Below are 24,521 nucleotides of genomic sequence, written 5' to 3' on the forward strand. Positions count from 1 at the left end.
TTTGTATGGTATTTATTGTTTTGAAGCGGGCACTTTTCAAGCGCTGCTTAACAAACTTACTTTTAAGGCAATGGCATCTTTTAATATAGCGGCACTACTAATGCAAAGGTACCACGCGCATCACCTCTTCCATGGTCGTTACCCCTTCACTAATACGCTTCGCACCCGATAAGCGTAATGGCTGTACACCTTCACGGTATGCTTGCTGCTTAAGCGCATCTAAATTGGCATCAGCAGCGACCAGTTTTTTCAACTCATTTGATAATGGCATAATCTCATAAAGACCAATACGACCTTGATAGCCAGTATGACGGCAATGCTCGCAACCCTGTGCCTTATAAATCTGCGCTGGCACGGACGCGCGCCACGGCTGTACTAATTCTTCCCATTGAATGGCAATCTCGCTATCTGCCGTAACATCCACGGCTTGCTTACAATGTGGACATAATGTCCGTAACAGACGCTGTGCCATGATGCCCAAGATAGTCGCTGAGGTCAAAAAAGGCTGAATACCCAAATCGTGCAGTCGAGTAATTGAACTTGGCGCATCATTGGTATGTAAGGTTGAGAGCACCAAATGCCCTGTCAAAGACGCTTGGACTGCCATATTGGCGGTCTCAGCATCACGAATCTCACCAACCATAATAATATCAGGGTCTTGACGCATTAAAGAGCGAATACCATCAGCAAAATGTAAATCAACCCCTGGATTGACCTGCATTTGGTTAAAAGCTGGCTCAATCATCTCAATCGGATCCTCAATAGTACAGACATTGACTTGCTCAGTGGCGAGCTGCTTGAGCGTACTATATAAAGTGGTCGTTTTACCTGAACCCGTCGGACCGGTAACCAATATAATGCCATTTGGATGCGCGGTCAGCTCGTGCCAAGTCTCCAGCTGCTTACCTGACAAACCAAGCTGAGCAAATGAGCGTACTAGTACCTCAGGGTCAAATACCCGCATAACCAACTTTTCACCAAAGGCAGTCGGCATCGTGGATAAACGCAGCTCCGTCTCTAAGCCTTTTGGTGTACGTGTTTTTAGTCGCCCGTCTTGTGGTTTGCGTTTTTCTGCAACATTGAGCCGTCCCAAGATTTTAATACGTGCCGTTACCGCCACTATAATAGCGAGTGGCATCTCATAAACACTATGCAGCACCCCATCAATGCGAAAACGCACCTTGCCCGTCTCACGACGTGGCTCTAAATGGATATCACTGGCGCGCTGCTCAAAGGCATATTGCAACAACCAATCGACGACTTTGACAATATGTTGGTCATTGGCATCGGGGTTGGTATTGTCCCCTAGCTGTAATAGTGCTTCAACATTAGTGATATCAGATGCGGCACGTTTATGTAGTGAGTTCGCCCCTGCAATCGCTTGCGTGACTTGGTAAAATTCTTGCCGATAGCGATTGATTTGTTCAGGATTAATAAAGACTGTACGATAGCTTTTTGACTTAATGAGCTTTTCAATATTGCCATGCCAATCGGTATAAAATGGCTGATCGGTACCTATAACCACCTCATCAAGCGTTACTTCAATCGGCAAAATATGCTGCGATCGTGCATACTCAAACGACATCAGCTGCGTCACTGCCGGTACATCGACTTTTAACGGGTCAATACGGACAAGCGGCATATCTGCTTTGGCAGCCAACCATTGATTGAGCCATGCCAAAGTTAATTTATTTTCAGTATTATTATCAAGTGCATGACTATTAGGCAGACCAAACTCACTTATAGTCAATAGCGGATGCTGACCCTTAGTGCGGCGGCTGGTAATGACGAGATTATAACCCCGTTGGTCTATCACTCGATCTGCCAGCAACTCATCAAGGCACCAACGCAAATCAATTACTATCGAATACTGTTGAGCAGGCATATTTTTTCTTCTTTTATGGTTTAAAGCATTTGTGCAATGTCGATATTCATCTTACCTCTTAGACTATATTGTGTCGATATCCGTTATCTGTAATTCACCTGGATCTATCAACCGAAAACTTACATCAACAGATTTATAGCGCATGATAAATGGTGTATGTGTCTCTTTACGACGATAGGCAGGGCGTGGGTCTTGGGCTATCAATGCTTTGATATTATCGAGATCAGATATAAGTAACTGTTTCTGTATTTTATCAATGACCGCTTTTATCGTTGCTTTTTCATTGTGAGCGGTTTTTTCTGCTTCATTATGAGTATGTTGCTTGTCTATAATTTGCACAAACTGCTCATAGGCAACTTTAGTGACAGTCACATCCAACAAATGCGGCGCAGAGGGCGCAAAGCCGCTTTGTGCATCAGGTAACGCATCACTATAAGCCACATAAGGCTTGATATCGATGATTGGCGTACCATCTATCATATCAGCACCGCTAATGATAAGTAGCACCCGTCCTTCTACAATCTCAATAGCTTCAAGCTTAACCACAGACAATCCAAGCGCTGAGGGTCGATACATACTGCGACTGGCAAACACGCCTATCTTTTGATTGCCGCCCAAACGCGGCGGTCGCACTTGCGCACGAAAGCTGCTATCCGCTTTATTAGCCTGTTTATCTTTATACAAATAGTTGTGATGAAACTGCCAGCTGACCCAAATATGGCTAAAATCTTCCAAACCAACAAACGCAGCTGGCGTATCATAAGGCGCAATCATCTCAATCACGCTGGTCAATGCAACCAGATTTGGCTGTCTTGGCGCGCCAAACTTCTGTGAAAGCGGCGCACGATGGTAGCCGATAATTGGTGCTATATGATTACTCAATGAAGAAGCAGTCTGACAAGACATAAATCAAATCCAAAAAACAAGGTTTTATAGTTCCACATAAGCGCTATACAAGCCATCTGTGACTAATTATAGATAATAACTCACTAACGATATTCCATTTTATCATGCTATACCAAAGCCGCTTGACGGATTTTTATTTTAAAGTTTGTTATGATGAGCGAGAAATTTATTGAGAATGGCTTGCATTCATCATTAATGGCTTAAAAATCGCGGTCATGCGCGCCGCATCACCTTATAACGCCGAATAATAATGTTAAAATAACAGAGTGATGGCTTAATTAGCATTGATAGCATTCATCTTCTATTAAAATTTTGCACCATTTTGACTTTATCATGAAAAATGGGTATTCAGCATTTATTTAGATTGATACAGATTACCACTTACTAACGAGGAATTTATGTCAAAACTTCGCACCGAAACGGTTACAGAGGTTCATCATTGGAATGATGCACTATTTAGCATCAAAACCACACGCGACGACGGCTTGCGCTTTCGCAATGGCGAGTTTGCGATGATTGGTTTGGTCGTTGATGGCAAGCCGTTGCTGCGCGCTTACTCGATTGCCAGTCCTAACTATGAAGAGCATTTGGAGTTTTTCTCCATTAAAGTGCAAGACGGTCCTTTAACGTCTCGTCTGCAACATATCAAAGTTGGTGATGAGCTATTGGTCAGTAAAAAACCAACGGGCACTTTGGTATTAGATGATCTATTACCGGGTAAAAACCTTTATATGCTCTCAACTGGTACAGGTGTTGCACCATTTTTAGCATTAGCACGTGACCCTGAAGTCTACGAGCGTTTCGAAAAGGTCATATTAGTGCATGGTGTGCGCGGTATTAGTGACTTGGCTTATCGTGACATGTTCGAAAACGAGCTGCCGAATGATGAAATTTTTGGTGAAGATTTCCGTAAGAAATTCATCTACTACCCAACGGTCACTCGCGAAGAATTTAGAAACACTGGTCGTATTACCGACTTAATGAAATCTGGCAAATTTTTTGAAGATATCGGACTGCCTCCGATGAACAAGGAAGATGATCGCGTCCTAATCTGCGGTAGTATGCCATTTAATGCTGAAGTCTCAGCTATTTTGAATGATTTTGGTCTAACAGTATCACCGCGTATGGGTGTTCAGGCAGATTATGCGGTTGAACGCGCCTTCGTTGGTTAAAATCTAAACTTTTATTCAAAATACAATAAATAATTCTTGACGCTCAAAAATAGGCTGCTATAATACGCAGCCTATACAGAGATAACCCTGTAGCCCAATTCGATAATGTTTGCAGTATATAAACTTTATCACCTAACACGCCGGTGTGATGGAATTGGTAGACATGACGGATTCAAAATCCGTTGCCTTTAAAAGCGTGTCGGTTCGAGTCCGACCACCGGTACCAATTAGCAGTACAAGTAAGTTCGAGAATGACCAATTAGCCCATACGTTTAAAGCGTTTGGGCTTTTTTGTGTCTGTAGTTATCTGTATAAAACTGAGATTAATAACAATAAACTTAACAGTAATGACCCTTTTTACTGTTTTCATTAGTTAAAATGACTGTCTAACGATAAAAGTTAAGATTGGAGACGCTGTTAGAAAGTCAGGTTCTAATATGGTCTAGGCGATAAACCATTACACTTTCTCTGTTTCAGGCTTAGATATCGCTCGCCATAAAATCACAAATAGCGCGTCAAATTCTGTGTTTATCGGCGTATTGGTCTGCCGCATAATATGCATAAAACCTAGACGGCTGATAAAACCCATAAACACATCAAACAAAATATATAGCGGCACACTGTCATTCAATACACCCCGTTTTTGCCCATCTTCTAATACATCCAAAAATGCACCAATCAGCTCTTTATTCTCATAAATAGCAATACTGCGAATGCGGGATACCGATATCGAGGACAGCACCATCACTGCATCTGGATGGCTGTCGACAAAATCAAAACATACCCAGAGTGTCTTGCGCAATCGATCTTTTACGCTATCAATCCCTTGTAAGTGATCCATGATTCGCTCAGCCAGCCTACCAAGCACGATATCCATAATTGTATTAAACAGGGTTTGCTTATCACCAAAGTATTTATAGAGCGTTTGCAATGAAACGTTGGCAGACTTTGCAATTTGAGCCATCGTTACTTCACTAGGGTCGAAGCCTGCGAACACTTTACGAACCGCTTGCTCAATCTTATCCAAGGTGGCAGGTCGCATATCTGATAAGGGCGCTAAATGTTGAGAGGTCTCAATACCATCCTTTCGCTTGACTGTCCTCATTGTCATTACTATTTACTCCCTTGTAATCTACTTAGACTAGAGTCAATCTCTTCACTCAATAAGCCACTTTTATCTAAGGTAAGATGTATTACCATTTATTTTAAACGTATTGAATAAAGCAGTTTGGTCATCTAGTATATCTTCTACAAGTTTTTATTTTAAAGAGTTTTTAATACCTAACTAAAGGGTAATATAAATTACCCTAAATTCAATTTCTATATAATTACTGTCAAGGATGGACAACATGAGTATTGAAGCATTTACCTCAAACTGGATGACCGAAGAACACAGCATGGTATATGACAGTGCTTTGAAGATGTTTAAAAGTTGGGAGGATAAAGATGAGCAGTGGCGTGAAAACGGCATGATTGACCGTAAAGCTTGGAACGAGGCAGGCGATATGGGGTTTTTATGTGCGTCAATGCCTGAAGAATATGGCGGTGGCGGTGGTGATTTTGGTCACGAAGCCGCTATTTTGTTAGCTCAGGCACAGGCTAACCAAGCTGGTTTTGGTGGTATGGTCCACTCAGGTATTGTAGCGCCATATATTTTAAAGCACGGTACTGAAGAGCAGAAAAAAGCATGGCTACCTAAACTGGCTACTGGCGAATCTGTTGGCGCTATCGCAATGACAGAACCAACGACAGGCTCTGACTTACAGGCAGTCAAAACCTACGCGGTGAAAGATGGTAACGACTACATTATCAATGGTTCAAAAACGTTTATTACTAACGGTCAGCATACCAACCTTATCGTTTTAGCTTGCAAAACGGATCGCGATCAGGGTGTTTCCCTGATTGTGGTCGAAACTGACGCTCTAGAAGGTTTCTCACGTGGTCGCAACCTCAAAAAGACCGGTCTATCTTCTCAAGATACCTCAGAGCTATTCTTTAGTAACGTCCGTGTCCCACAGAAAAATGTATTAGGCGGTGTTGAAGGTCTTGGCTTTATCCAAATGATGCAAGAGTTGCCGCAAGAGCGCCTGATTATTGCGCTAAGTGGTTGCGGTGCTATCAAACTGGCTTTAGAGTTGACGCTTGAGTACGTAAAAGAGCGTGAAGCTTTTGGAAAGTCAATTTGGAAGTTCCAAAACACGCGCTTTAAGCTGGCTGAAGTTCAAGCTGATTACCTAGCCGTAAAGGCTTTGTGTGACTCTGCTGTTGAAGCGATGATTAATGGCACTTTAACTGCACCGCAAGCGTCATTAATCAAGTATTGGGTGACCGAAAAACAGTGCAATGTCATGGATGAATGCTTACAGTTATTCGGTGGTTACGGCTATATGACAGAGTACCCAATCGCTCGTATGTATGCTGATGCTCGTGTCCAAAAAATCTACGGCGGCACTAATGAGATTATGAAGGAGCTTGCCTCACGCTTTATGTAATAGGACTGGGTGAAACCAAATCGATATATGAATGTTATTAAGCATTATATGAATGTTATTAAGTATTGAATTGAGGAGAGTACGTTCTCCTCAAAACTTTATTTAACGAATATCCAATGAAATATTAAAGGGATTTATTATGACTGAGATCGCTTATATTTATGATGCTATCCGCACCCCACGCGGCAAAGGTAAAAAAGATGGCTCCCTCCATCAGGCGTCACCTATCTGGCTTGTACGCACGCTACTAAAAGAGATGCAACAACGCCATAATTTAGATACCAGTTTGGTAGACGACATCATTTTAGGCTGTGTGACACCAGTCGGTGAGCAGGGTTCTGATATCGCACGCATCGCCGTTATCGACGCCGATTGGCATGAGAGTGTGGCAGGGTTAACGCTGTCACGCTTTTGTGCGTCTGGTCTCGAGTCAATTAACCTTGCGGCAACCAAAGTCATGTCTGGTATGGAAGACTTAGTCGTTGCCGGTGGTGTTGAGTCAATGAGCCGTGTACCAATGGGTATGGATGGCGGCGCTTGGTATATGGATCCACGAGTAAACGATGCCGTTCAGTTCGTACCTCAAGGCGTTGGCGCTGATACCATCGCAACGCTAAAAGGCTTTAGTCGTAAAGACGTTGACGAGTTTGCATCAGAATCACACAGAAGAGCCGCGGCGGCATGGGAAAAAGGCTACTACGATAAATCAGTGGTTCCAGTCAAAGATTTAAACGGTTTATTGCTATTAGATAAGGACGAAACCATTCGCCCAAACACGTCAGTAGAAACTTTGGCTGGCTTAAAACCTTCATTTATGATGTCCGGTAAAATGGGCTTCGATGGCGTTATTCTTGATAAATACACCACTATTGAAAACGTCAACCATGTTCATCATGCGGGTAACTCATCGGGTATCGTTGATGGTTCAGCATTGTGTCTTGTGGGTAGTAAAGCTGCTGGCAAAAAAGCAGGTCTAAAACCACGCGCTAAAATAACGATGGCATCTGTGATTGGTTCAGAGCCAACCATCATGTTGACTGGCCCTACCCCTGCCTGCAAAAAAGCACTGGCTAAAGCCGGTATGACTGCTGCTGATATCGACCTTTGGGAAATCAACGAAGCATTTGCTGCTGTGCCGCTTAATACCGCTGATGACTTTGGTCTCTCGCTTGATATCGTCAATGTTAATGGTGGCGCTATCGCTATGGGTCACCCACTGGGTGCGACAGGCGCAATGCTGCTGACCACGGTGCTTGATGAGCTTGAGCGCCGCGATTTAAAAACAGCAATGATCACACTGTGTGTCGGCGGTGGTATGGGTATTGCTACCATTATTGAGCGTGTTTAAGCCTCAAATATTACCTATATATGGACAAACCTACGCATAGAAAATAAGGATATCGAATGAACACAAACAGCGTAAATGCCATTAATGAATTAAACAGTTTTTCAGCAGAATCAGACAACGGTATTATCACGGTTACTATCGATCAAGCAGATCGTAAGATGAATGTCATCGGTGATGGCTTTAATGACGCCTTTGCCAAATTGACGGATGCTTTTGTCAATGACCAAGAAGCAAAAGGTTTGATCCTCACGTCTGGTAAATCAACCTTTGTAGTTGGCGCAGATATCGACCAACTAGCCACTATTGAAACTGCTGAGCAAGCGTTTAACTTGGTTGAGGACTTAAAAACTAGCCTACGTACACTTGAAACGTCAGGTAAGCCAGTGGTTTCTGCTATTACTGGTACGGCATTAGGTGGTGGTTTAGAGCTTGCGTTAGCCTGTCATTATCGCATCGCCATTGACTCTCCAAAGACCGCGTCTAAAACCCAGCTGGGTTTACCTGAAGTTAAACTAGGCCTATTGCCTGGTGGCGGCGGTACTCAGCGTCTGCCACGTCTGATTGGTATTCAAAAAGCACTTGAGATGATGACGCAAGGCAAAGCGCTTAGCCCACAGCAAGCCGTTGACATTGGTCTTATCCATGATGTGGCTCATGACAGTGATGAGCTTATCAGTAAGGCTAAAGCGTGGATTAATGACAATCCAAAAGCTCAGCAACCTTGGGACAAAAAAGGCTTTAAAATCCCAGGTGGCGACAGCAAACATCCTAAAGTAGTACAAGTATTTTCGGTTGCGCCTGCGATGGCAAATCAAAAGTCGCACGGCAATTATCCGGCAATCACCCATATCTTATCTAGTGTCTTTGAAGGCTGCCTAACTGATATCGATAACGGTCTTAAAATCGAATCACGCTTTTTTGTCGCTTGTGTATTATCAGACGTGTCCAAAAATATGATCAATACGCTTTGGACACAGTTAAATAGTATTAAAAAAGGTCAGTCACGCCCAGAAGGGTTTGAGCGTTCTAAAGTAAGCAAAGTCGGTATCCTTGGTGCTGGCATGATGGGTGCTGGTATCGCTTACGTCTCAGCTAAAGCGGGTATGGACGTAGTATTATTAGATACGGCTATCGAAGGCGCTGAAAAAGGCAAAAACTATTCTACTAAGTTGCTAGACAAGGCGATCAGCCGTGGTCATTCAACATCAGAGAAAAAACAAGCACTGTTAGACCTTATTAAAACCACAACGTCTTATAACGATTTAGAAAGCTGTGATTTAATTATCGAAGCGGTATTTGAAGATGTAGACATCAAAGCTGAATGCACGCGTAATGCTGAAGCAGTAATTCCAGAAAATACCGTTTATGCGTCAAACACGTCTACATTACCTATTACTGAACTTGCCAAAGCCAGCAAGCGTCCAGACCAGTTTATCGGTCTACATTTCTTCTCGCCAGTAGATAAAATGCCATTGGTTGAGATTATCGTGGGTGAAGAAACGGACAATGCAACGTTAGCCAAAGGCTTTGATTATGTCGGTCAAATCGGTAAGACACCTATCGTTGTCAATGACAGCCGCGGCTTCTACACTTCTCGCGTCTTTGGCACTTATGTCTCAGAAGGTATTGCCATGTTAAGTGAAGGTATTCACCCACGCAGCATCGAAGTGGCTGGTATGAAATCAGGTATGCCGATGCCACCACTCGCACTGCAAGATGAGGTGTCACTGAGCCTGTCATTACATGTCATGCAGCAAACCAAGCGTGCCTTAGAAGCGCAAGGCAAAACCTTTACACCGCATCCAGCCATGCCAGTGGTAGAAAAAATGGTCAAAGAACTTGGCCGTGAAGGTAAAAAGGTTGCTAAAGGCTTCTATGAGTATCCAGAAAATGGTGAAAAGCATCTATGGCCTAAGCTCACTGAGTTATATCCAGCGACAGATGAGCAGCCGTCTCAGCAAGACTTGGTAGACCGCCTACTTTACGTGCAAGCCAATGAGACCGCGAAGTGTTTCGAGGAAAACGTCGTACGTACGGTAGCTGATGCAAACGTAGGTTCAATCTTCGGTTGGGGCTTTGCACCGAACCAAGGTGGTACGCTTCAGTTTATCAACTCAGTAGGCGTTGATAAATTTGTTGAACGTAGCCGCGAGCTTGCTAGCAAATATGGTAAACGGTTTGAACCGGCTCAAATATTAGTGGATATGGCTTCAAGTGGTGAGGAGTTTGTTGATGGCTAATCAAGTTGATACTATGAAAAACTGCCTACAGGGGCTGCGCGTTGTTGATTTGACGCGCAACCTACCAGGGCCTTTTGCCACGCGACTGCTTGCAGACTTAGGTGCAGAAATCATCAAAATCGAGCCAAAGAATGGTGATCCTGCCCGTGCCTTTGGCGAGCTGTTCACCGCGTTAAACCATGGTAAAGAGACTCAAAAAGTTGATTTTCGTGATCCAGCAGGTATTGAAACAATCAAAACGCATCTTAAAGATGCCGATGTGATGCTTGATAGTTTTCGCCCAGAAGTGCTTGAAGGTATGGGGCTGGACGCTAAGACCCTGCATGCTATTAATCCAAAGCTGGTCATGGTATCGATTACGGGTTATGGCGTTGTTGATGGCGAGAGCATTATCCATGATTGGGCTAATAAAGCTGGTCATGACATCAACTTTATGGCGATGAGCGGCGTGCTTGATCAGCTCAAAACCGCAGATGGTGATCAAGCAATGCCTAATATCCAGTTTGCAGATTTGGCAGGCGGCAGTGATACGGCAGTCATTACCCTTTTGGCTGCCGTGTTGTCAGCACAGCGCACGGGTAAAGGTCGTCACGTTGCGGTCAGTATGACCCATAGCTTGTATCAACATCTGGTCATGCCAAAAGCGACTGGTAAGTTGGTTGCAAGCTTTTCTAGTAAAAACCCAAAGCCGGAGCATGATTTTTTAGGTGGTCTACTACCCTGCTATCGTTTGTACAAAACAGCAGATGATCGTCATATGGCAGTCGGCTCTTTAGAGCTAAAGTTTTGGCAAGGTTTATGTGACGTATTAGAATTACCTGAGCTCAAAACTAAGCATTGGCAAATGGGTGTCATGCCTAATACCAGAGACAGCCAAGAAGCGGCGCAATTGGTCGCTGATACCTTTGCCAGTTATGGTCTTGCTCACTGGCAGCAGGTTTTTGAATCGGCAGATGTGTGTGTTACGCCAGTCCTGACGCTAGAGGAAGCGCGCGCGCACCCTTTATTTACGCACCAAGATGAGCATGGTGCAACATTAGGCTGGCAGTAAAATGATATACTAAGGACGCTGTTTTAAAGTTAATCGTCAAAAACAAAAGAAGGTTTAGGCTGCAAAAAATCGTTCATGATACCAACATTAAAAATATCAGCAGCAGCAGTATCGACACGATGGACACAAAAGGCTATATAAAATCTTTGTCGTTAAAGCAGATCTAAGTCTGACTAACGAGGAAGGCTTGCAATTTTGCAAAGAAGATTTGACGGGATGTAATAGTTATCGCGGTGATAGCAATGAGACACCGCACGTTAACCTAAAACATTATTTGCATTGTTGTTTTTAATTATCTTTATTCAGGCATTTTGAGACATCAAAATAACCACTAATAATTACTCATTTAGTTAAAAGCAGTCGTTGTCAGTACCATGGGCAAGTATTTAATACCTATTAAGTTGCTCTAAGCGAATCTATACAGGCATTACAAACTTAAGCAAAACAAATACCAACGCATAAACAAAGTTAAAAACGATCCCAATAAGGATCATCGCCAAAACGCTCAGCGATAAAATCGATTAGATAACGGCAGCGCTGCGATAAGAAACGGTTTTTGGGATAAACAGCATAAGCATTTAAAGTCGGCAATTGATACTGCTGCATGATGGGCACAAGTGCACCACTGGCTAAGGTTTTGTAAGTAATAAAATTGGGCAAAAAAGCGATTCCATGACCTTTTACCGCCATTTCTCGTAAAAAGTCGCCATTATTGACCTTTATTTTTGAGTTGATAGCGACTTGGTGCTTTTTACTTTGCTCATCTATGAGCTCTATCGTGCTAGATTTGTTTAGACCGTATTGTAAAAACTCATGCTTGGCAAAATCTTCTAGAGTAGTTGGTGTGCCCATTTTACTCAAATATTCAGGGCTGGCACATAAGGTATAGCGAATCAGCGCCAGACGTTTGGCTTGATAGCTTGAGTCCTGCAGTTCTCTAATACGAATCCCCAACTCAAACCCTTCTTCAACCAAATCTGTATGCCGATCAGAGAAATCGAGCTCAAAGTTCAAATTGGGATGCTGATTGGCATATTCATCAATGACATCATTTAGATGCATCAAGCCAAATGACAATGGCGCGGTTACTTTTAAGGTGCCCTCGATACGCGTGGGCGCACCACTGGTTTCTTCGTTTAGGGCGTCAACTTCGCTCAGTATATTGTTCACCTTTTGGTAATACTGCTCACCGGCTTGGGTTAAGTTGGATTGGCGCGTGGTGCGGCTAATAAGTTGACTGCCCAAGCGCGTCTCTAAATCCTTGAGACGACGGCTAACCGCTGATTTGGCAATATTTAGTTGTTCGGCAGCCTTGGTAATGCTGCCAGCTTCAACAATGCGTACAAACATTGCCATGTCTTCTAATTGTCCCATATAAAATGCTCCTTAACTGTTCTCTAAATAAGAACTGTTATTTGCGATTATTACGGTTTATCTATACGTGGTCAACAATTAAAATATAATCATTACTTAGCGACATATACACGATTTAGATCCACATTGTGACATTTTTGGAGAATCACTATGGATAAATTACAAGAGCTTAGCGCCCCAATTGGTCGCCTATTTTTATCAATGATTTTTATCTTTTCAGGCTTTACCAAAATCACAGGCTACGCTGCTACTCAAGGTTATATGGAGTCGATGGGCGTACCGGGTATGCTATTACCGTTGGTGATTGCCCTTGAGTTATTTGGTGGCATTGCTATTTTGCTTGGTTTTAAAGCACGCCTGATTGCGTTATTGTTCGTGGGTTTTAACATTATATCAGCACTGCTTTTCCATCAGTTCTGGATTGATGAATCACAAATGAACCCGTTTATGAAAAACATCGCGATAGCAGGTGGTTTCTTGATGATTTTTGCTCATGGTGCAGGCGCTTATTCGATTGATCACAGCAACACGCGTAGATAATTGCCTATAACTAAAAATAAGAAAACAATGGTTAAACGTGTATTTATACTCACTTATACTTATGACAGCTCCTTATCATGACAACTAACGCTCACAGCCCATCTAATGATAACTTACCAAGTTTTTGGCAGCGTCATCAAACGCCTGTGTTATTGACAGTGGTTGGCGGTGCCATTGATACCATTGGTTTTATCACCTTATTTGGTTTCTTCACCGCACATGTCACGGGTAACTTGGTAATCGCGGGCAGTGGCTTGGTTAAAGGTGAAGCCGGTCTATGGATTAAACTTGCCGCCTTACCGTTATTTATTTTGACGGTCATGGTGACCAAGATATTTATTGACCATAGTAAAAATAAACAGCTAACGCTGAGCCATTTATTCTTAGCGGAAGCATTTTTTCTGACCACTTTTATGATTGCCGGTTTGTACTATCAGCCTTTTGTCGATGCTGGTGATATAACCGTGGCGATAACGGGTGGATTAGGTTTAATTGCGCTGGCGATTCGTAATACCGCTAGTAAAACGGTGATTAAGCATATGAGTCCGACAGTATTGATGACAGGTAATACTACGCAACTGGGTATCAATCTGACCGATTACTTGGTCAATCGCACAGCGGACAATCGCAAAAAACTGGCACACAGCTCAGTATTGGTATCTAGCTTTTTAGTAGGCGCATTAGTGGGTGCGTTGTTATATATGCAGCTAAGTTTTTGGGCAGTAGGCTTATTTGTTTTGCCCGTGCTGTATCTATCAGTTAGGGCGCGTGATAAAGACTTTTTACAACATATTGCGTAATGGATTTTTGGGCTTAATAACAACCGTTTATGCAACTGACCCTGTTATAGATTTCATGATTCTACTATGAATATGTGGCGCTATCTCTGCCATCCAATTGTTATAAAAAAAAGAATAGTTAATTGCAGTTAACGTTGTTTATCTATTAGAGGACAACAATTATAATAGACCCATTGTTTAAACAAGTTAATTAATAATAAATTTATAGACATTTAACCTATTAATATCTAAGGATAAATTATGAAAACGATCTATCATGCAGCAGACTCTCGTGGCGATGCCAACCATGGCTGGCTAAAAAGCAAGCACACTTTTAGCTTTGCTAACTATCATAATCCAGAACGTATGGGTTTTGGTGCGCTACGCGTCATCAATGATGACTTCGTCATTGGTGGTCAAGGCTTTGGTAAGCACTCACACCGCGATATGGAAATTATCAGTATTCCTTTATCAGGTAAGCTCGGTCACGGCGATAACATCGGTAATAATGGCATCATCGAAACCGGTGAAATCCAAGTCATGTCAGCGGGTACTGGTATCACGCACAGCGAAATGAATGGCGATGACAAAGAAGAGGTGAAGTTCCTACAGATTTGGGTTATTCCAAATAAAATGAACGTTGAGCCTCGTTATCAGCAAGTTCGTATGGACGATATCCTAAAGCCAAATGAGTTCAATCAAGTATTGTCACCCAATGCTGACGATGCAGGCGTATGGATTCATCAAGATGCTTGGTTTAGCATGGGTGATTTCGATAAAGGTGTTACCCATACCTATCAGCTAAAAGATCCTAACAATGGTGTTTATGTCTTTGTCATTAGCGGTAAAGTTGTCGTAAACGGTAACACTTTGGATACACGCGATGGCCTTGGTGTTTGGGATACTAAGAACTTTACGATGGACGTCATCGATGATGCTAAAGTATTGCTAATGGAAGTACCAATGAGCTAATGGACGCTTCAACGCATTTTAATTTATCTATACTAAAAGATAATTATTGGAAGTGTAGATACTGGATATAACCATTAATAGTACCGATCATTTATTAGTTCGAATCAATTTATATTAACCATGTGGAGAAATACTATGTCAGACCTAAATACCTTACAACAACTTGCTGAAAAACGCCGTTCTATCTATGCGTTGAGCAATCAATTACCCGTATCGAATGACGAAGTCGTTAAGTTGGTTGAGCATGCAATCTTGCATACGCCGTCGTCGTTCAACTCACAATCGACGCGTGTTGTCGTATTGTTTGGTGAAGAGCATCAGAAACTGTGGAATATCACTGAAGAGACGTTACATGCAATCGTTGGTGATGAAGAGAAGTTTAAATCAACAAAAGACAAAATCGCGGGCTTTAAGGCGGGTGCAGGTACAATCATGTTCTTTGAAAATCAAAGTGTCGTGAAAAGCATGCAAGAAAACGCGCCGTTATATGCAGATAAGTTCCCCATTTGGGCACATCAAACCAACGCGATGCATCAGTATGTTATTTGGACGGCTTTGGCCAGTATCGACGTTGGCGCAAATCTGCAACACTATAATCCTATTATCGATGACAAAGTTGCTGAAGCATGGAATATTGACAAAGACTGGACGCTAAACGCTCAAATGGTATTTGGTGCTATCGAGCAGCCTGCAGGCGACAAAACGTTTAAGCCTGTTGAAGAGCGCATGAAAGTATTCGGTTAATATCGCATAGTTTTCAATACTAAGCTGCTCACAATATAGACAATAAAACCGCTATCGAAATATCTTAGCGGTTTTATTGTTTTGACATTCTTTATTGGCTTAAAAAAGCCTCCTTATTGGAGGCTTTTCTGTGTACAGATTTTGAGCATTATTGCGGTAACAAGACATGCTTGCTCTTTTGATAAGCTGATAGACCACCTGCGCCCAACTCTCGACCAATACCACTTTGCTTAAACCCGCCCCAGCCTGCTTCTGCCAATACTATTTGTTGCTCATTTATCTAAATACGACCTGCTTGGATTAATGTCACCTCAGAAGGTTTTAACAGTACGGTACAGCCTGCAGCCAATGCAAAGGCTAATTTCCAAGAGTGGCTACCATTGGAAAATTCCACGGGACAATAAGCATACAGATATCAACGGGTGTAAGGTCGATAGGCTTGAGTAGCGACATCTACTGCTATATCTACGCGGGTTTTTGTGCTCAGTCTGGTCGTAGTAATCACCTCTCCTGAATTTGGGTAATATAATGCATAAGTATCTTTCTCATCATCTCGGTCTACCGCTTCAATAGCTACCTTTAATCAGGCACAACCGACTGCTGGCATAGCATTACGCACAAGCACATTTTTTAATACAACAGATGCGCCACAGTGGTAATGACCACCAAACTGATCAGCGTGCGCAGAATAAAAATCATAAATAGCTCTAGCACATTCAGCTTAATGTTTGATTTTAGAATCAGCGCCCCTACTTCAGACATATAGATAATCTGGGTAATAGAAGCTGCACCAACGATAAATCTTGTCATCTCACTCTCAATACTTTTACCGACCAAAGCAGGCAGATACATATCGGCAAAGCCCATAATCATCGCTGGAGCCGCTTCAGTAGCCTCTGGAATTTGCAGCAATTCAAGCACTGGTACGAGCGGTGACGACAACCAATTAAATACCGGCGTGTACTCGGCTAAGCCAAGACCGATGGTACCGATAGCAAAAACCACCGGAATTAAGCCAAAATAGATATCAAACAAGTTCTTTAAGCTGTGTTTAAAAACTTTACCCAAGCTTGGCATAGAGTGCGCGCGCGTAATTGCACGGTTGAGCGCCCATTGATAGGTGGTGTACTGAGCCGGAATCTCCTCATCAAGCATGCTTTTGCCAGAGTGATAAGTATCAGGCTTTAGCGACAGTGGTGGTAGGCGCGGCATGATAATGGCAGCAATAAAGCCCGTTAAGGCAATGGTCAGATAAAAATATACAAAGTTATTGTCAACGCCGATGGTTTTGGCTACCACATAGGTAAAAGCGATGGAGGTGACCGAAAAAGTCGTTGCGATAATGGCTGCTTCGCGCTGACTGTAGTAGCTTTTATCGTACTCTTGCATGGTGACAAGCAAACCGATAGATGCGGCGCCAAACCAAGAAGACATAGCATCGACAGCTGAGCGACCCGGCAACCGGAACAGTTTGACAAACACCTTACTCGACAAGGTACCCAAAAATTCCATCAAACCAAAATCGGTCAAAAACGGCAATGATAAAATGGCAAAAAAGAACAAAGGAATCAAAATAGGAGTCAGGTCTTCAAAAATCACGCCGCCAGTATTGCGGTTGATAATAAACTCAGGTCCGATTTGTAGGTAAATCATCCAAACAAACAGCGCCCCTAAAAACCGCGCGGCTAGCCAAAACAAATCAACATCAAACAACTTTGCGCGCATAGAATCTGCTGGCATATTAGGCTTCAAAACTTTGACCGCTAATGCCCCTAAAAAGGAGACTGTAACAATCGCTAATGCAGCATAAACAACATGACCTCCGATCAATGCTTGCAAGGTATCGGTCAGTACGCCCAATAAAATAGTTACCTTGCCGTCCCATTGAAACGGGATGATAAATAACGCAATACCCAATGCTGAAAACAGCAAGAACTTTCACATTGCGGCGCGCCACTGTGCGCCTTGCGGGGTCTCTGACACATTAACATGATTGCCCAATATGGGCTGCTGCGATTGATCAATAACATTTGACATCTGATTCCTCCTTGATAAGCGACGATCGCCAATTTTTCCCTTTGGCGGTCTGACCAATGCTCGGATTGAGTGAATTGGTCGGATCTAATTTTATTAATTATTTTTAGTACAAATCAATATTCAGCTAAAGCAGGTAAACGTCTTACCCATTTCAAGAAGAAATTCATCAGCTTCATCAATTTCATAAATCATCGGTTGTGTGCCTTTAATGTCTTTTTTTAAAGCGTCGAGCAGTTGCTGTTTGGCTGTGATTCTGCGATAGCCTGCGCCAAATCCTGCGGCTAATGGCTCAAAGTTCGGGGTTTTAATATTGACCCCAATCAATGGTAAGCCGCTCTCTTCCATATAGCGGCGAATCTCACCGTAACCTTGGTTGTTCCATAACAGTACAATCAACGGTAGCTCAAGCTCGGCGGCGCAGATTAATTCTGCGATGGTAAACTGAATGCCACCATCGCCAATCAGACTCACAACCGGCGATTTTGAGCCAATCATGGCACCAATCGCAGCAGGCAAACCATAACCCAAGGTGCCAAAGCCAGTCGACGAGTTAAACCATCGGCGCGTGGCTAAAGCCTCAAAACCAAGGTTGCCACTATAGACAGGCTGGGTTGAATCGCCAACGAAAATGACGTCTTTCACTTCGTCTCTGATCAGCTTTAGTAATGCATTTTGACCAGCAAAGTCTGGCGTCATTTTTTCTATCAACGCCTGCTTTACCTTTGCTACTCGCGGTGCGGCTTGATGATTCAGCGGTTGATTTTCTAAGCGCGTACATAAACCGCTGATAGCCATTTGCGCATCAGACAATAGCGCAATATCTGCTCGAAAAGGACGCTGTAATTGCTGAGCATCGCAATCGATACGAATCAGCGTACCATTGATTTGGAACCCACCATTAAAGAAAACGTCATAATCAGTCTCGCCAAGCTCCGTACCAATCGCCAATACTAAGTCGGCCTCGCTAATGACAGCGCGACCAACATCCAATGACTGATTGCTACCCAAACTCAGCGGATGAGCAGGCGGCAGTAAACCTTTGGCATTGATGGTCAAAAACGTCGGTGCATCGATAAGTTCTGCCAGTTTTTGCGCGTCATGATTAACATCAACGCAGCCACCGCCATAGAGCAATACTGGATTTTTTGCGCTTTTAAGCTGCTCAATAATCAAATCCAATTGCGCAGGATGAGGTAGCGGTTTGTTTGCTTGTAATTGCGCCAAAATATTACTAGCAGATTGGCTGTTTAGAGAAGCATCTATCTTATTTAGCTTAGGCGGCTTGGCGACATGACTGGCATCAGCAGTAATCACATCAATAGGCAGCTGGATATGCACCGGTCCCGGACGCGTGCCATTAAATAACGCAAAAGCTTCAGCGATGACTTTGGGTAATGACTCAGGCTGCCAGATGGTTTTGCTCATAAGCGCAACCTTACTGACCATACCTTGCTGATCATGCAGCTCATGCAAGTGCCCTTCACCGCTACCGGTATGCTGCACTTTATTGACACTAGATATCACCAGCATCGGTATAGAATCTGCCAATGCTTGCGCCATCGCCGTCATGATGTTGGTCATGCCGGGACCGGTGATAATAAAGCATACCCCAACTTTACCAGAAGCGCGGTAATAACCATCCGCCATAAAGCCTGCGCCTTGCTCATGACGCGGTGTCACGTGGCGGATATCGGTATTGGGCAGGCCACGATATAGCTCGACCGTATGTACGCCCGGAATACCAAATACCGTCTCCACCCCATAATACTCTAGCCACTGTACGAGTAGCTCACCGCAAGTTAGAGATGAGGTAACTAGCGCAGATTTTGGCAATGAAGAAGGCGTTTGTGGAAAATGCGTCATGAGTTAATCATCCTAAAAAATTCAATAGCAATTAAATAAGTCGTTCAGTATCAAATCCAAGCTAAACCCAAACTGACCTTTAATTCCTTATAAAAGGCAATTTAAGATTATAAGTTATGCTCAATAAATGGCTTTGACCTTATCGTCATAGCGCACGCCCGGTAGGATACATAGCATCTCAAATAGCAGGTTCGCGGCTAGTACCGAGGTGTTACCAAACGGGTCATACGGCGGTGACACTTCTACTAAATCGCCACCGACCACATCAAGGCCACGCATACCGCGAATGATTTCGATACCTTGAGTTGACGTCAAGCCACCGATTTCAGCGGTTCCCGTACCCGGTGCAAAAGCAGGATCAATCCCATCAATATCAAAACTTAAATAAACAGGGCCAGCGCCTAATTTTTCGCGCACTTCTGCCATCAATGGCGTCAGCGACTTGTACCAGCATTCCTCAGCAGGCACTACGCGAAAGCCTTGCTCGGTTGACCAATCAAACTCTTCAGCACTATAACCCGTACCACGTAAACCAATTTGTACCACACGATTACCATCGATGAGGTTCTCTTCAACTGCGCGGCGGAACGGCGTACCATGGGCAATTTTTTCGCCAAACATCTCATCATTGATATCAGCATGCGCATCGATATGCACCATGCCGACAGGGCCATGTTTTTTGGCGAGCGCACGCAAAATAGGCAGTGCAATCGTATGATCACCGCCTAACGTTAAAGGAATAGCGCCATGACTGACGATTTTATCGGTATAGAATTTCTCAATAATATCGACGCTTTTTAGCAGGTTAAAGGTATTGATAGGAACGTCGCCAATGTCAGCGACTTGCAAAGACTCAAAGGGAGCGGCACGAGTGGCGACGTTATAAGGACGAATCATGCGTGATTCATCGCGAATCTGTCTCGGACCCAATCTTGCACCGCTACGGTTTGATGCGCCAATATCTAAAGGCACCCCAACGAAAGCCACATCCAGCCCTTCAGCATCGGCTTGGGTTGGCAGGCGCATCATAGACGCAAAGCCGCCAAATCTTGGCATGTCGTTGCCGCTTAATGGTTGATTGAATTTCATCACTCACATCCTTGTATCGATTGGTCAAAACAGACAATTTGTCTATATTACTTTTATCTATGCCACTTTTTATATACTTCTGACAATACCTAAATATCAACAGGTAGACCATGGTAAAATTTAGAAGTAAACTTCTGATTTTTCGTAGTAACTTTGATTTATTCGTTATTTATAGAAGTTTTACAGAAAATTGGTTAAGACAATAGATACGGGGACATGACTTTCGATGCTAGATGAATTGATAAAAATAGACATCAAAACCCTGCGGAGCTTTATGGCCATCGTGGAGTGTCAGGGCGTGACAGCCGCACAGTCTCGCTTAAATGTGACGACCTCTGTTATTAGTGGTCATTTGACTCATTTAGAAGACCGCTTGGGAATGACACTTTGTCATCGTGGGCGCGCGGGTTTTAAGCTCACCGAAGATGGGGCAGCGGTTTACGAGGCTTGCTTAAGTTTTACCGAAGCGGTGGCAAGCTTTCAGCATCAACTGCATTATATTCGGCAACTGGATTCGGTGCGTGGCGGTCATATTCGATTATGTTTGATCGATCAGATGCCAACGGTTTTTTATGATGCGTTACGTCAGTGCTTGGCTGCGAGCTATCGTAATAATCCATTGATACATTTTTCTATCGATGTGCAAAGCCCTGAGAGTATGCTTGATAAGCTTTTAAGTAATGAAAGTGATATTGGCGTGGGATATTTTGGCAGCTTCCCACCCCTATTAACTTTCCAGCCAGCATTTATCGAAAAGCAAGTGGTTTGCTGTGGACGTGAGCATCAGCTATTTTATGAGGCGGAAGGGTTAACCTTTGAGGGTTTGGAACAAAACTATCCATGGATAAAACGAGGCTATATTACTGATTTGAGTATCAATCATGTCCGCCCAAAAACTTTAAGCGCCACCACTTACCATATGGAGGCGACCGCGCAATTAATTTTGGCAGGTCATCATGTCGGCTACTTGCCCAATGATTTGGCAAAGCGTTATGAAGAGATGGGGATGATGAAAATACTACTGCCCAATGAGGCAAGTTACGAGGTCAAGCATCATTGGGCCTATCGAGAAAACTTACATAAGCACGTCGCTGATTTTTTAGAGCAGATGATTAGCCTATTACGAAAAAACCCCTTTAAAGAATGAATATTCTTTAAAGGGGTTTATGTAGCCGTTATTTAATTAACTGCTTGCGCTTTTTGATGCTTACGGACGCTAGACCCATCTTTGCGCGTAATCGTTATCCCTGTAAAGCCAAACAATATCGTCAGTAGCAGTGATAAATAGCAGAAGAACGCATAAGGTAGATAATCAAGCACTGGCACACCTAACGCTTGGCTGATAAACACACCGCACACACTCCATGGTACAAGTGGATTGATCACTGTACCGGCATCTTCAATGGTGCGCGACAGATTTTTTGGATGCAAGTTCAAGCGCTCAAACGTCGGACGAAATGCTGTACCCGATAAAAGAATACTCAAATACTGCTCACCGATGAGGACATTGATACTGAGTGCTGACATGGCAGCAGCAAAAATAGCACGTCCTGCTGTCGTTAAACTGTCTTTAATACCAGATAACAATGCTGGCAAGATACCCAACGCCGTCAGCAATCCGCCTAAACTCAGCGCCAATATTACGATGGCTTGAGTAAAGAACATACTTTGCACACCGCCACGCGACAGCATACCGCCCACTTCACCAAGCTCCAATGACTCTGCGGGTGTATAACCTGCAAAGAAATAACCGCCCAACTGCCCAACGTTTGGCGTGCTATGCATATAAGTAATGATAATTGCCACAGCAATGGTACAAATAATGGTGTAAATGGCATTAACTCGAAATAGAGCCAGCGCAATCAAGACCACAAATGGCAATACCGCATAACCATGTACCAAACCACTGTCAATCAATTGTCCTTTTAGCACCGTTACTTGACTTAAATCTGAGCCAGCCGTCTGTCCAGAGAAAAACCAAAATAATATAACCGTTAATATCCATGCCGGCACTGTGGTATACATCATATTGCGTATATGCTCGAACAAATCGATGCCTACAACGGCTGAAGCAATGGTACAAGTATCCGATAATGGCGACATTTTATCACCAAAAAACGCCCCTGATACTACAGCGCCTGCCGCTATCGCAACATTAGCATCAAAGGCATCACTCATACCAATGAAAGCCACGCCAAGCGTCGCAGCAGTCGTCAAACTACTGCCTAGAGCAATACCGATAATAGAGGTCAACACAAAGGCGGAGATATAATAATATTGCGGAGATATCAGCTCAAAACCAAAATACATCAAGGTTGGAATAGCACCAGACATCATTAAGGCGGCGACCATCAAACCGATAAAGAAGAATAAATAGATCGCACCAATACCGCGCATAACGCCGGATGCCATTTGCGCTTGCATGTCATCAAAACTTAATCCTTTAAATATACCAATGCCTAGCAGGACACAGATAGCGAGGATTAATGATAAATGCGGTACCCAGCCAAAGCCAATCATGGTAACGCCCATGATAGCAATGACAATGGCTGAAATCATAAATGCCAATTGCGGTGAGATTTGGGTTAGAATTTTTGGAGGCATCACACATCCTTAGAGTGCCAGTAGAGTCTGGCAACAGGGTTTGATTTTAGGGTGACAAGTTTAATCAGTTGCTAGCAGTATTGCTACTCTGATTATTTGGTGAGTAAGCTGTCGGTCTTGGCTGCCATGACAAAATCATTGCGATGCAAACCTTTAATACTGTGCGACCACCAAGTGACTGTCGCCTTGCCCCACTCTACCAATATGCCCGGATGATGCCCTTCTGCCTCAGAAATCTCAGCAAGCTCATTGGCAAATGCCATTGCTAAGACAAAGTTCTTAAATTTATATTGACGCTGTAATTGCTTGATGCCATCGATTTCAATCAACGTCCACTCTGGAATTTGTTGTAATAACTCTGTTGCTTCGCTGTCGCTGACTGTTGGTGCGCCAATACGGCAGGCTTCACAGCTGGCTTGTGATAATGTCGTCATGATAATATCCTTTTATATTAACTATTGGTTTTTTAATAAATGTACGTCCGTGTTGACGTTGGTTCCTTTTTTACTTATAAAAAATGCACTATCTATTAAGCGGTTTTGATAGCATATGTTGGCTCAAACAGTCCTAAACTCATCGCCTTTTTTACAGCGCCCATAATGTCGCTATTCACGATATCAAATAACGTATCCAAATCGTTAATTGCATAATAGATAGGCTGAATTTGATCAATACGGTAAGGAGTGCGCAATACGTCAATCAAATCAAACGCACGACAGTCCGGTTCATCGCTTAGGGCATAGATGGTTTCAGACGGCGAGCTTAAAATGCCGCCACCATAAATCTTGCGGGTTTCTTTGGTCGCGCCCATTAGACCAAATTCGATAGTGAACCAATACAGGCGTGCTAAATAAAGACGCTCTTGCTTAGTCGCATTGAGACCAAGCTTGCCATAAGTCTCATTAAAAGTTGCAAACGCAGGATGGGTCAGCAGCGGACAATGTCCGACGATTTCATGAAAAATATCTGGCTCTTCGATATAATCCATATCATCAAAGCGACGGATAAAGGTCGCAACCGGAAAGCGTTTATCAGCTAAGAGTTTGAAGAATTTACCGAAGCTGATTAACGCTGGTACAGCAGCGGTTTGCCAACCAGTCGTCGCTTGCAATACTTCATCAATATCTTGTAGTTGCGGAATATGCGTACGCGATAGCTTGAGTTTCTCTAAACCCTCAAGATAGGCTAAACTGGCACGATTGGGTATTTGCTTGGCTTGACGTTCAAGCAGTGCTTGCCACATCGCGTTTTCATCGTCACTATAATGAATATGACCATCTGGCTGACGTGATACGTAAGGTTGCTTCTTCTGAGTTAAATGATGAGTAGAAGCTTCAGTGCTTAAAGAATTGCTACTGAGAGGCTTTATGTACGCAGTTGTCTGGTGACGGCTTTCCATGCCTAGTTTCCTTATATTGCAATGAG

General features: G+C 43.3%; 22 protein-coding genes and 1 tRNA gene. 11 read left to right on the top strand and 12 right to left on the bottom strand.

What is annotated here, in order from left to right:
* Positions 1–97 precede the first annotated feature (97 nt).
* Positions 98–1,885, bottom strand: a complete 1,788-nt coding sequence (locus VLA57_RS00905; protein ID WP_333954057.1) for a GspE/PulE family protein — start codon at positions 1,883–1,885, stop codon at positions 98–100.
* Positions 1,886–1,948: 63 nt separating this feature from the next.
* Positions 1,949–2,791 carry a tRNA (N6-threonylcarbamoyladenosine(37)-N6)-methyltransferase TrmO gene (gene tsaA / locus VLA57_RS00910; RefSeq protein WP_201551041.1) on the bottom strand — a complete coding sequence of 281 codons (843 nt, stop codon included), beginning with the start codon at positions 2,789–2,791 and terminating at the stop codon, positions 1,949–1,951.
* A gap of 398 nt (positions 2,792–3,189) precedes the next feature.
* On the opposite strand from tsaA, the gene VLA57_RS00915 reads away from it, so the two are divergent.
* Both VLA57_RS00915 and VLA57_RS00920 read left to right on the top strand, forming a co-directional pair.
* On the top strand, positions 3,190–3,963 hold the full coding sequence (locus tag VLA57_RS00915) for a ferredoxin--NADP reductase (RefSeq protein WP_011513866.1): 774 nt from the start codon (positions 3,190–3,192) through the stop codon (positions 3,961–3,963).
* 139 nt (positions 3,964–4,102) lie between these two features.
* Positions 4,103–4,189 (top strand) — tRNA-Leu (locus VLA57_RS00920).
* Positions 4,190–4,420: 231 nt separating this feature from the next.
* Here VLA57_RS00920 and VLA57_RS00925 read toward each other — a convergent pair.
* Positions 4,421–5,074, bottom strand: coding sequence for a TetR/AcrR family transcriptional regulator (locus tag VLA57_RS00925; protein WP_333954058.1), 654 nt, complete (start codon positions 5,072–5,074; stop codon positions 4,421–4,423).
* Between the two features lie 238 nt (positions 5,075–5,312).
* Here VLA57_RS00925 and VLA57_RS00930 point away from each other — a divergent pair, with 238 nt between their 5' ends.
* From VLA57_RS00930 to VLA57_RS00945, 4 genes are all read left to right on the top strand, one after another.
* Complete coding sequence (locus VLA57_RS00930) at positions 5,313–6,455, top strand: acyl-CoA dehydrogenase family protein (protein WP_333954059.1); 1,143 nt, start codon at positions 5,313–5,315, stop codon at positions 6,453–6,455.
* Positions 6,456–6,594: 139 nt separating this feature from the next.
* Entirely contained in the window at positions 6,595–7,803 is a 1,209-nt protein-coding gene (locus tag VLA57_RS00935; RefSeq protein WP_333954060.1) for an acetyl-CoA C-acetyltransferase, read from the top strand.
* 56 nt (positions 7,804–7,859) lie between these two features.
* Positions 7,860–10,043: a 3-hydroxyacyl-CoA dehydrogenase NAD-binding domain-containing protein gene (locus tag VLA57_RS00940; protein WP_333954061.1), complete on the top strand. Its 2,184-nt coding sequence runs from the start codon at positions 7,860–7,862 to the stop codon at positions 10,041–10,043.
* Positions 10,036–11,094: a CaiB/BaiF CoA transferase family protein gene (locus VLA57_RS00945; RefSeq protein ID WP_333954062.1), complete on the top strand. Its 1,059-nt coding sequence runs from the start codon at positions 10,036–10,038 to the stop codon at positions 11,092–11,094. The genes VLA57_RS00940 and VLA57_RS00945 overlap by 8 nt, the downstream gene beginning before the upstream one ends.
* 468 nt (positions 11,095–11,562) lie before the next feature.
* Here VLA57_RS00945 and VLA57_RS00950 read toward each other — a convergent pair whose 3' ends face one another.
* Positions 11,563–12,468 (bottom strand): LysR family transcriptional regulator, encoded by a 906-nt coding sequence (locus VLA57_RS00950; RefSeq protein ID WP_201532044.1) that lies wholly within the window; start codon positions 12,466–12,468, stop codon positions 11,563–11,565.
* A gap of 150 nt (positions 12,469–12,618) precedes the next feature.
* On the opposite strand from VLA57_RS00950, the gene VLA57_RS00955 reads away from it, so the two are divergent.
* From VLA57_RS00955 to VLA57_RS00970, 4 genes are all read left to right on the top strand, one after another.
* A complete protein-coding gene (locus VLA57_RS00955) occupies positions 12,619–13,008 on the top strand; it encodes a DoxX family protein (protein ID WP_011513873.1) in 390 nt (129 codons plus the stop codon).
* Positions 13,009–13,085: 77 nt separating this feature from the next.
* On the top strand, positions 13,086–13,808 hold the full coding sequence (locus VLA57_RS00960) for a YoaK family protein (RefSeq protein ID WP_333954063.1): 723 nt from the start codon (positions 13,086–13,088) through the stop codon (positions 13,806–13,808).
* A gap of 240 nt (positions 13,809–14,048) precedes the next feature.
* Positions 14,049–14,759: a pirin family protein gene (locus VLA57_RS00965; RefSeq protein ID WP_011513875.1), complete on the top strand. Its 711-nt coding sequence runs from the start codon at positions 14,049–14,051 to the stop codon at positions 14,757–14,759.
* 135 nt (positions 14,760–14,894) lie between these two features.
* Positions 14,895–15,503, top strand: coding sequence for a nitroreductase family protein (locus VLA57_RS00970; protein ID WP_011513876.1), 609 nt, complete (start codon positions 14,895–14,897; stop codon positions 15,501–15,503).
* Positions 15,504–15,651: 148 nt separating this feature from the next.
* Here the strand turns inward: VLA57_RS00970 and VLA57_RS00975 are convergent, their stop codons facing one another.
* The 5 genes from VLA57_RS00975 to speB form a co-directional block, all read right to left on the bottom strand.
* Positions 15,652–15,783: an aldehyde dehydrogenase family protein gene (locus VLA57_RS00975; RefSeq protein WP_133104532.1), complete on the bottom strand. Its 132-nt coding sequence runs from the start codon at positions 15,781–15,783 to the stop codon at positions 15,652–15,654.
* Positions 15,784–15,897 (bottom strand): aldehyde dehydrogenase family protein, encoded by a 114-nt coding sequence (locus VLA57_RS00980; protein WP_201532045.1) that lies wholly within the window; start codon positions 15,895–15,897, stop codon positions 15,784–15,786.
* A gap of 236 nt (positions 15,898–16,133) precedes the next feature.
* Positions 16,134–17,435: a YjiH family protein gene (locus tag VLA57_RS00985; RefSeq protein ID WP_333954064.1), complete on the bottom strand. Its 1,302-nt coding sequence runs from the start codon at positions 17,433–17,435 to the stop codon at positions 16,134–16,136.
* A 225-nt stretch (positions 17,436–17,660) separates the two neighbouring features.
* Positions 17,661–19,403, bottom strand: coding sequence for a 5-guanidino-2-oxopentanoate decarboxylase (locus VLA57_RS00990; RefSeq protein WP_333954065.1), 1,743 nt, complete (start codon positions 19,401–19,403; stop codon positions 17,661–17,663).
* Positions 19,404–19,523: 120 nt separating this feature from the next.
* The gene (gene speB / locus VLA57_RS00995; protein WP_011513879.1) at positions 19,524–20,492 is read right to left on the bottom strand and encodes an agmatinase; all 969 of its coding nucleotides are present in this window, start codon (positions 20,490–20,492) and stop codon (positions 19,524–19,526) included.
* 226 nt (positions 20,493–20,718) lie between these two features.
* On the opposite strand from speB, the gene VLA57_RS01000 reads away from it, so the two are divergent.
* Positions 20,719–21,639, top strand: coding sequence for a LysR family transcriptional regulator (locus tag VLA57_RS01000; RefSeq protein ID WP_333954066.1), 921 nt, complete (start codon positions 20,719–20,721; stop codon positions 21,637–21,639).
* Positions 21,640–21,671: 32 nt separating this feature from the next.
* Here VLA57_RS01000 and nhaC read toward each other — a convergent pair whose 3' ends face one another.
* The 3 genes from nhaC to phhA form a co-directional block, all read right to left on the bottom strand.
* On the bottom strand, positions 21,672–23,096 hold the full coding sequence (nhaC, locus tag VLA57_RS01005; protein ID WP_333954067.1) for a Na+/H+ antiporter NhaC: 1,425 nt from the start codon (positions 23,094–23,096) through the stop codon (positions 21,672–21,674).
* 92 nt (positions 23,097–23,188) lie between these two features.
* Positions 23,189–23,530, bottom strand: a complete 342-nt coding sequence (locus tag VLA57_RS01010) for a 4a-hydroxytetrahydrobiopterin dehydratase (RefSeq protein WP_011513882.1) — start codon at positions 23,528–23,530, stop codon at positions 23,189–23,191.
* A 95-nt stretch (positions 23,531–23,625) separates the two neighbouring features.
* The gene (gene phhA, locus VLA57_RS01015; protein WP_333954068.1) at positions 23,626–24,495 is read right to left on the bottom strand and encodes a phenylalanine 4-monooxygenase; all 870 of its coding nucleotides are present in this window, start codon (positions 24,493–24,495) and stop codon (positions 23,626–23,628) included.
* Positions 24,496–24,521 lie beyond the last annotated feature (26 nt).

The organism is Psychrobacter sp. S4(2024), assembly GCF_036861305.1.
GTDB lineage: Bacteria > Pseudomonadota > Gammaproteobacteria > Pseudomonadales > Moraxellaceae > Psychrobacter > Psychrobacter cryohalolentis.

Bases quoted from the DNA above. Each gene is read 5' to 3' on its own strand.
- VLA57_RS00935 (WP_333954060.1), top strand. From the start codon at position 6,595: ATGACTGAGATCGCTTATATTTATGATGCTATCCGCACCCCACGCGGC.
- tsaA (WP_201551041.1), bottom strand. From the start codon at position 2,791: ATGTCTTGTCAGACTGCTTCTTCATTGAGTAATCATATAGCACCAATT.
- speB (WP_011513879.1), bottom strand. From the start codon at position 20,492: ATGAAATTCAATCAACCATTAAGCGGCAACGACATGCCAAGATTTGGC.
- VLA57_RS00960 (WP_333954063.1), top strand. From the start codon at position 13,086: ATGACAACTAACGCTCACAGCCCATCTAATGATAACTTACCAAGTTTT.
- VLA57_RS00905 (WP_333954057.1), bottom strand. From the start codon at position 1,885: ATGCCTGCTCAACAGTATTCGATAGTAATTGATTTGCGTTGGTGCCTT.
- VLA57_RS00930 (WP_333954059.1), top strand. From the start codon at position 5,313: ATGAGTATTGAAGCATTTACCTCAAACTGGATGACCGAAGAACACAGC.
- nhaC (WP_333954067.1), bottom strand. From the start codon at position 23,096: ATGCCTCCAAAAATTCTAACCCAAATCTCACCGCAATTGGCATTTATG.
- VLA57_RS00915 (WP_011513866.1), top strand. From the start codon at position 3,190: ATGTCAAAACTTCGCACCGAAACGGTTACAGAGGTTCATCATTGGAAT.
- VLA57_RS00925 (WP_333954058.1), bottom strand. From the start codon at position 5,074: ATGACAATGAGGACAGTCAAGCGAAAGGATGGTATTGAGACCTCTCAA.
- VLA57_RS01010 (WP_011513882.1), bottom strand. From the start codon at position 23,530: ATGACGACATTATCACAAGCCAGCTGTGAAGCCTGCCGTATTGGCGCA.
- VLA57_RS00955 (WP_011513873.1), top strand. From the start codon at position 12,619: ATGGATAAATTACAAGAGCTTAGCGCCCCAATTGGTCGCCTATTTTTA.
- VLA57_RS00990 (WP_333954065.1), bottom strand. From the start codon at position 19,403: ATGACGCATTTTCCACAAACGCCTTCTTCATTGCCAAAATCTGCGCTA.
- VLA57_RS00970 (WP_011513876.1), top strand. From the start codon at position 14,895: ATGTCAGACCTAAATACCTTACAACAACTTGCTGAAAAACGCCGTTCT.
- VLA57_RS01000 (WP_333954066.1), top strand. From the start codon at position 20,719: ATGCTAGATGAATTGATAAAAATAGACATCAAAACCCTGCGGAGCTTT.
- VLA57_RS00965 (WP_011513875.1), top strand. From the start codon at position 14,049: ATGAAAACGATCTATCATGCAGCAGACTCTCGTGGCGATGCCAACCAT.
- VLA57_RS00950 (WP_201532044.1), bottom strand. From the start codon at position 12,468: ATGGGACAATTAGAAGACATGGCAATGTTTGTACGCATTGTTGAAGCT.
- phhA (WP_333954068.1), bottom strand. From the start codon at position 24,495: ATGGAAAGCCGTCACCAGACAACTGCGTACATAAAGCCTCTCAGTAGC.
- VLA57_RS00940 (WP_333954061.1), top strand. From the start codon at position 7,860: ATGAACACAAACAGCGTAAATGCCATTAATGAATTAAACAGTTTTTCA.
- VLA57_RS00945 (WP_333954062.1), top strand. From the start codon at position 10,036: ATGGCTAATCAAGTTGATACTATGAAAAACTGCCTACAGGGGCTGCGC.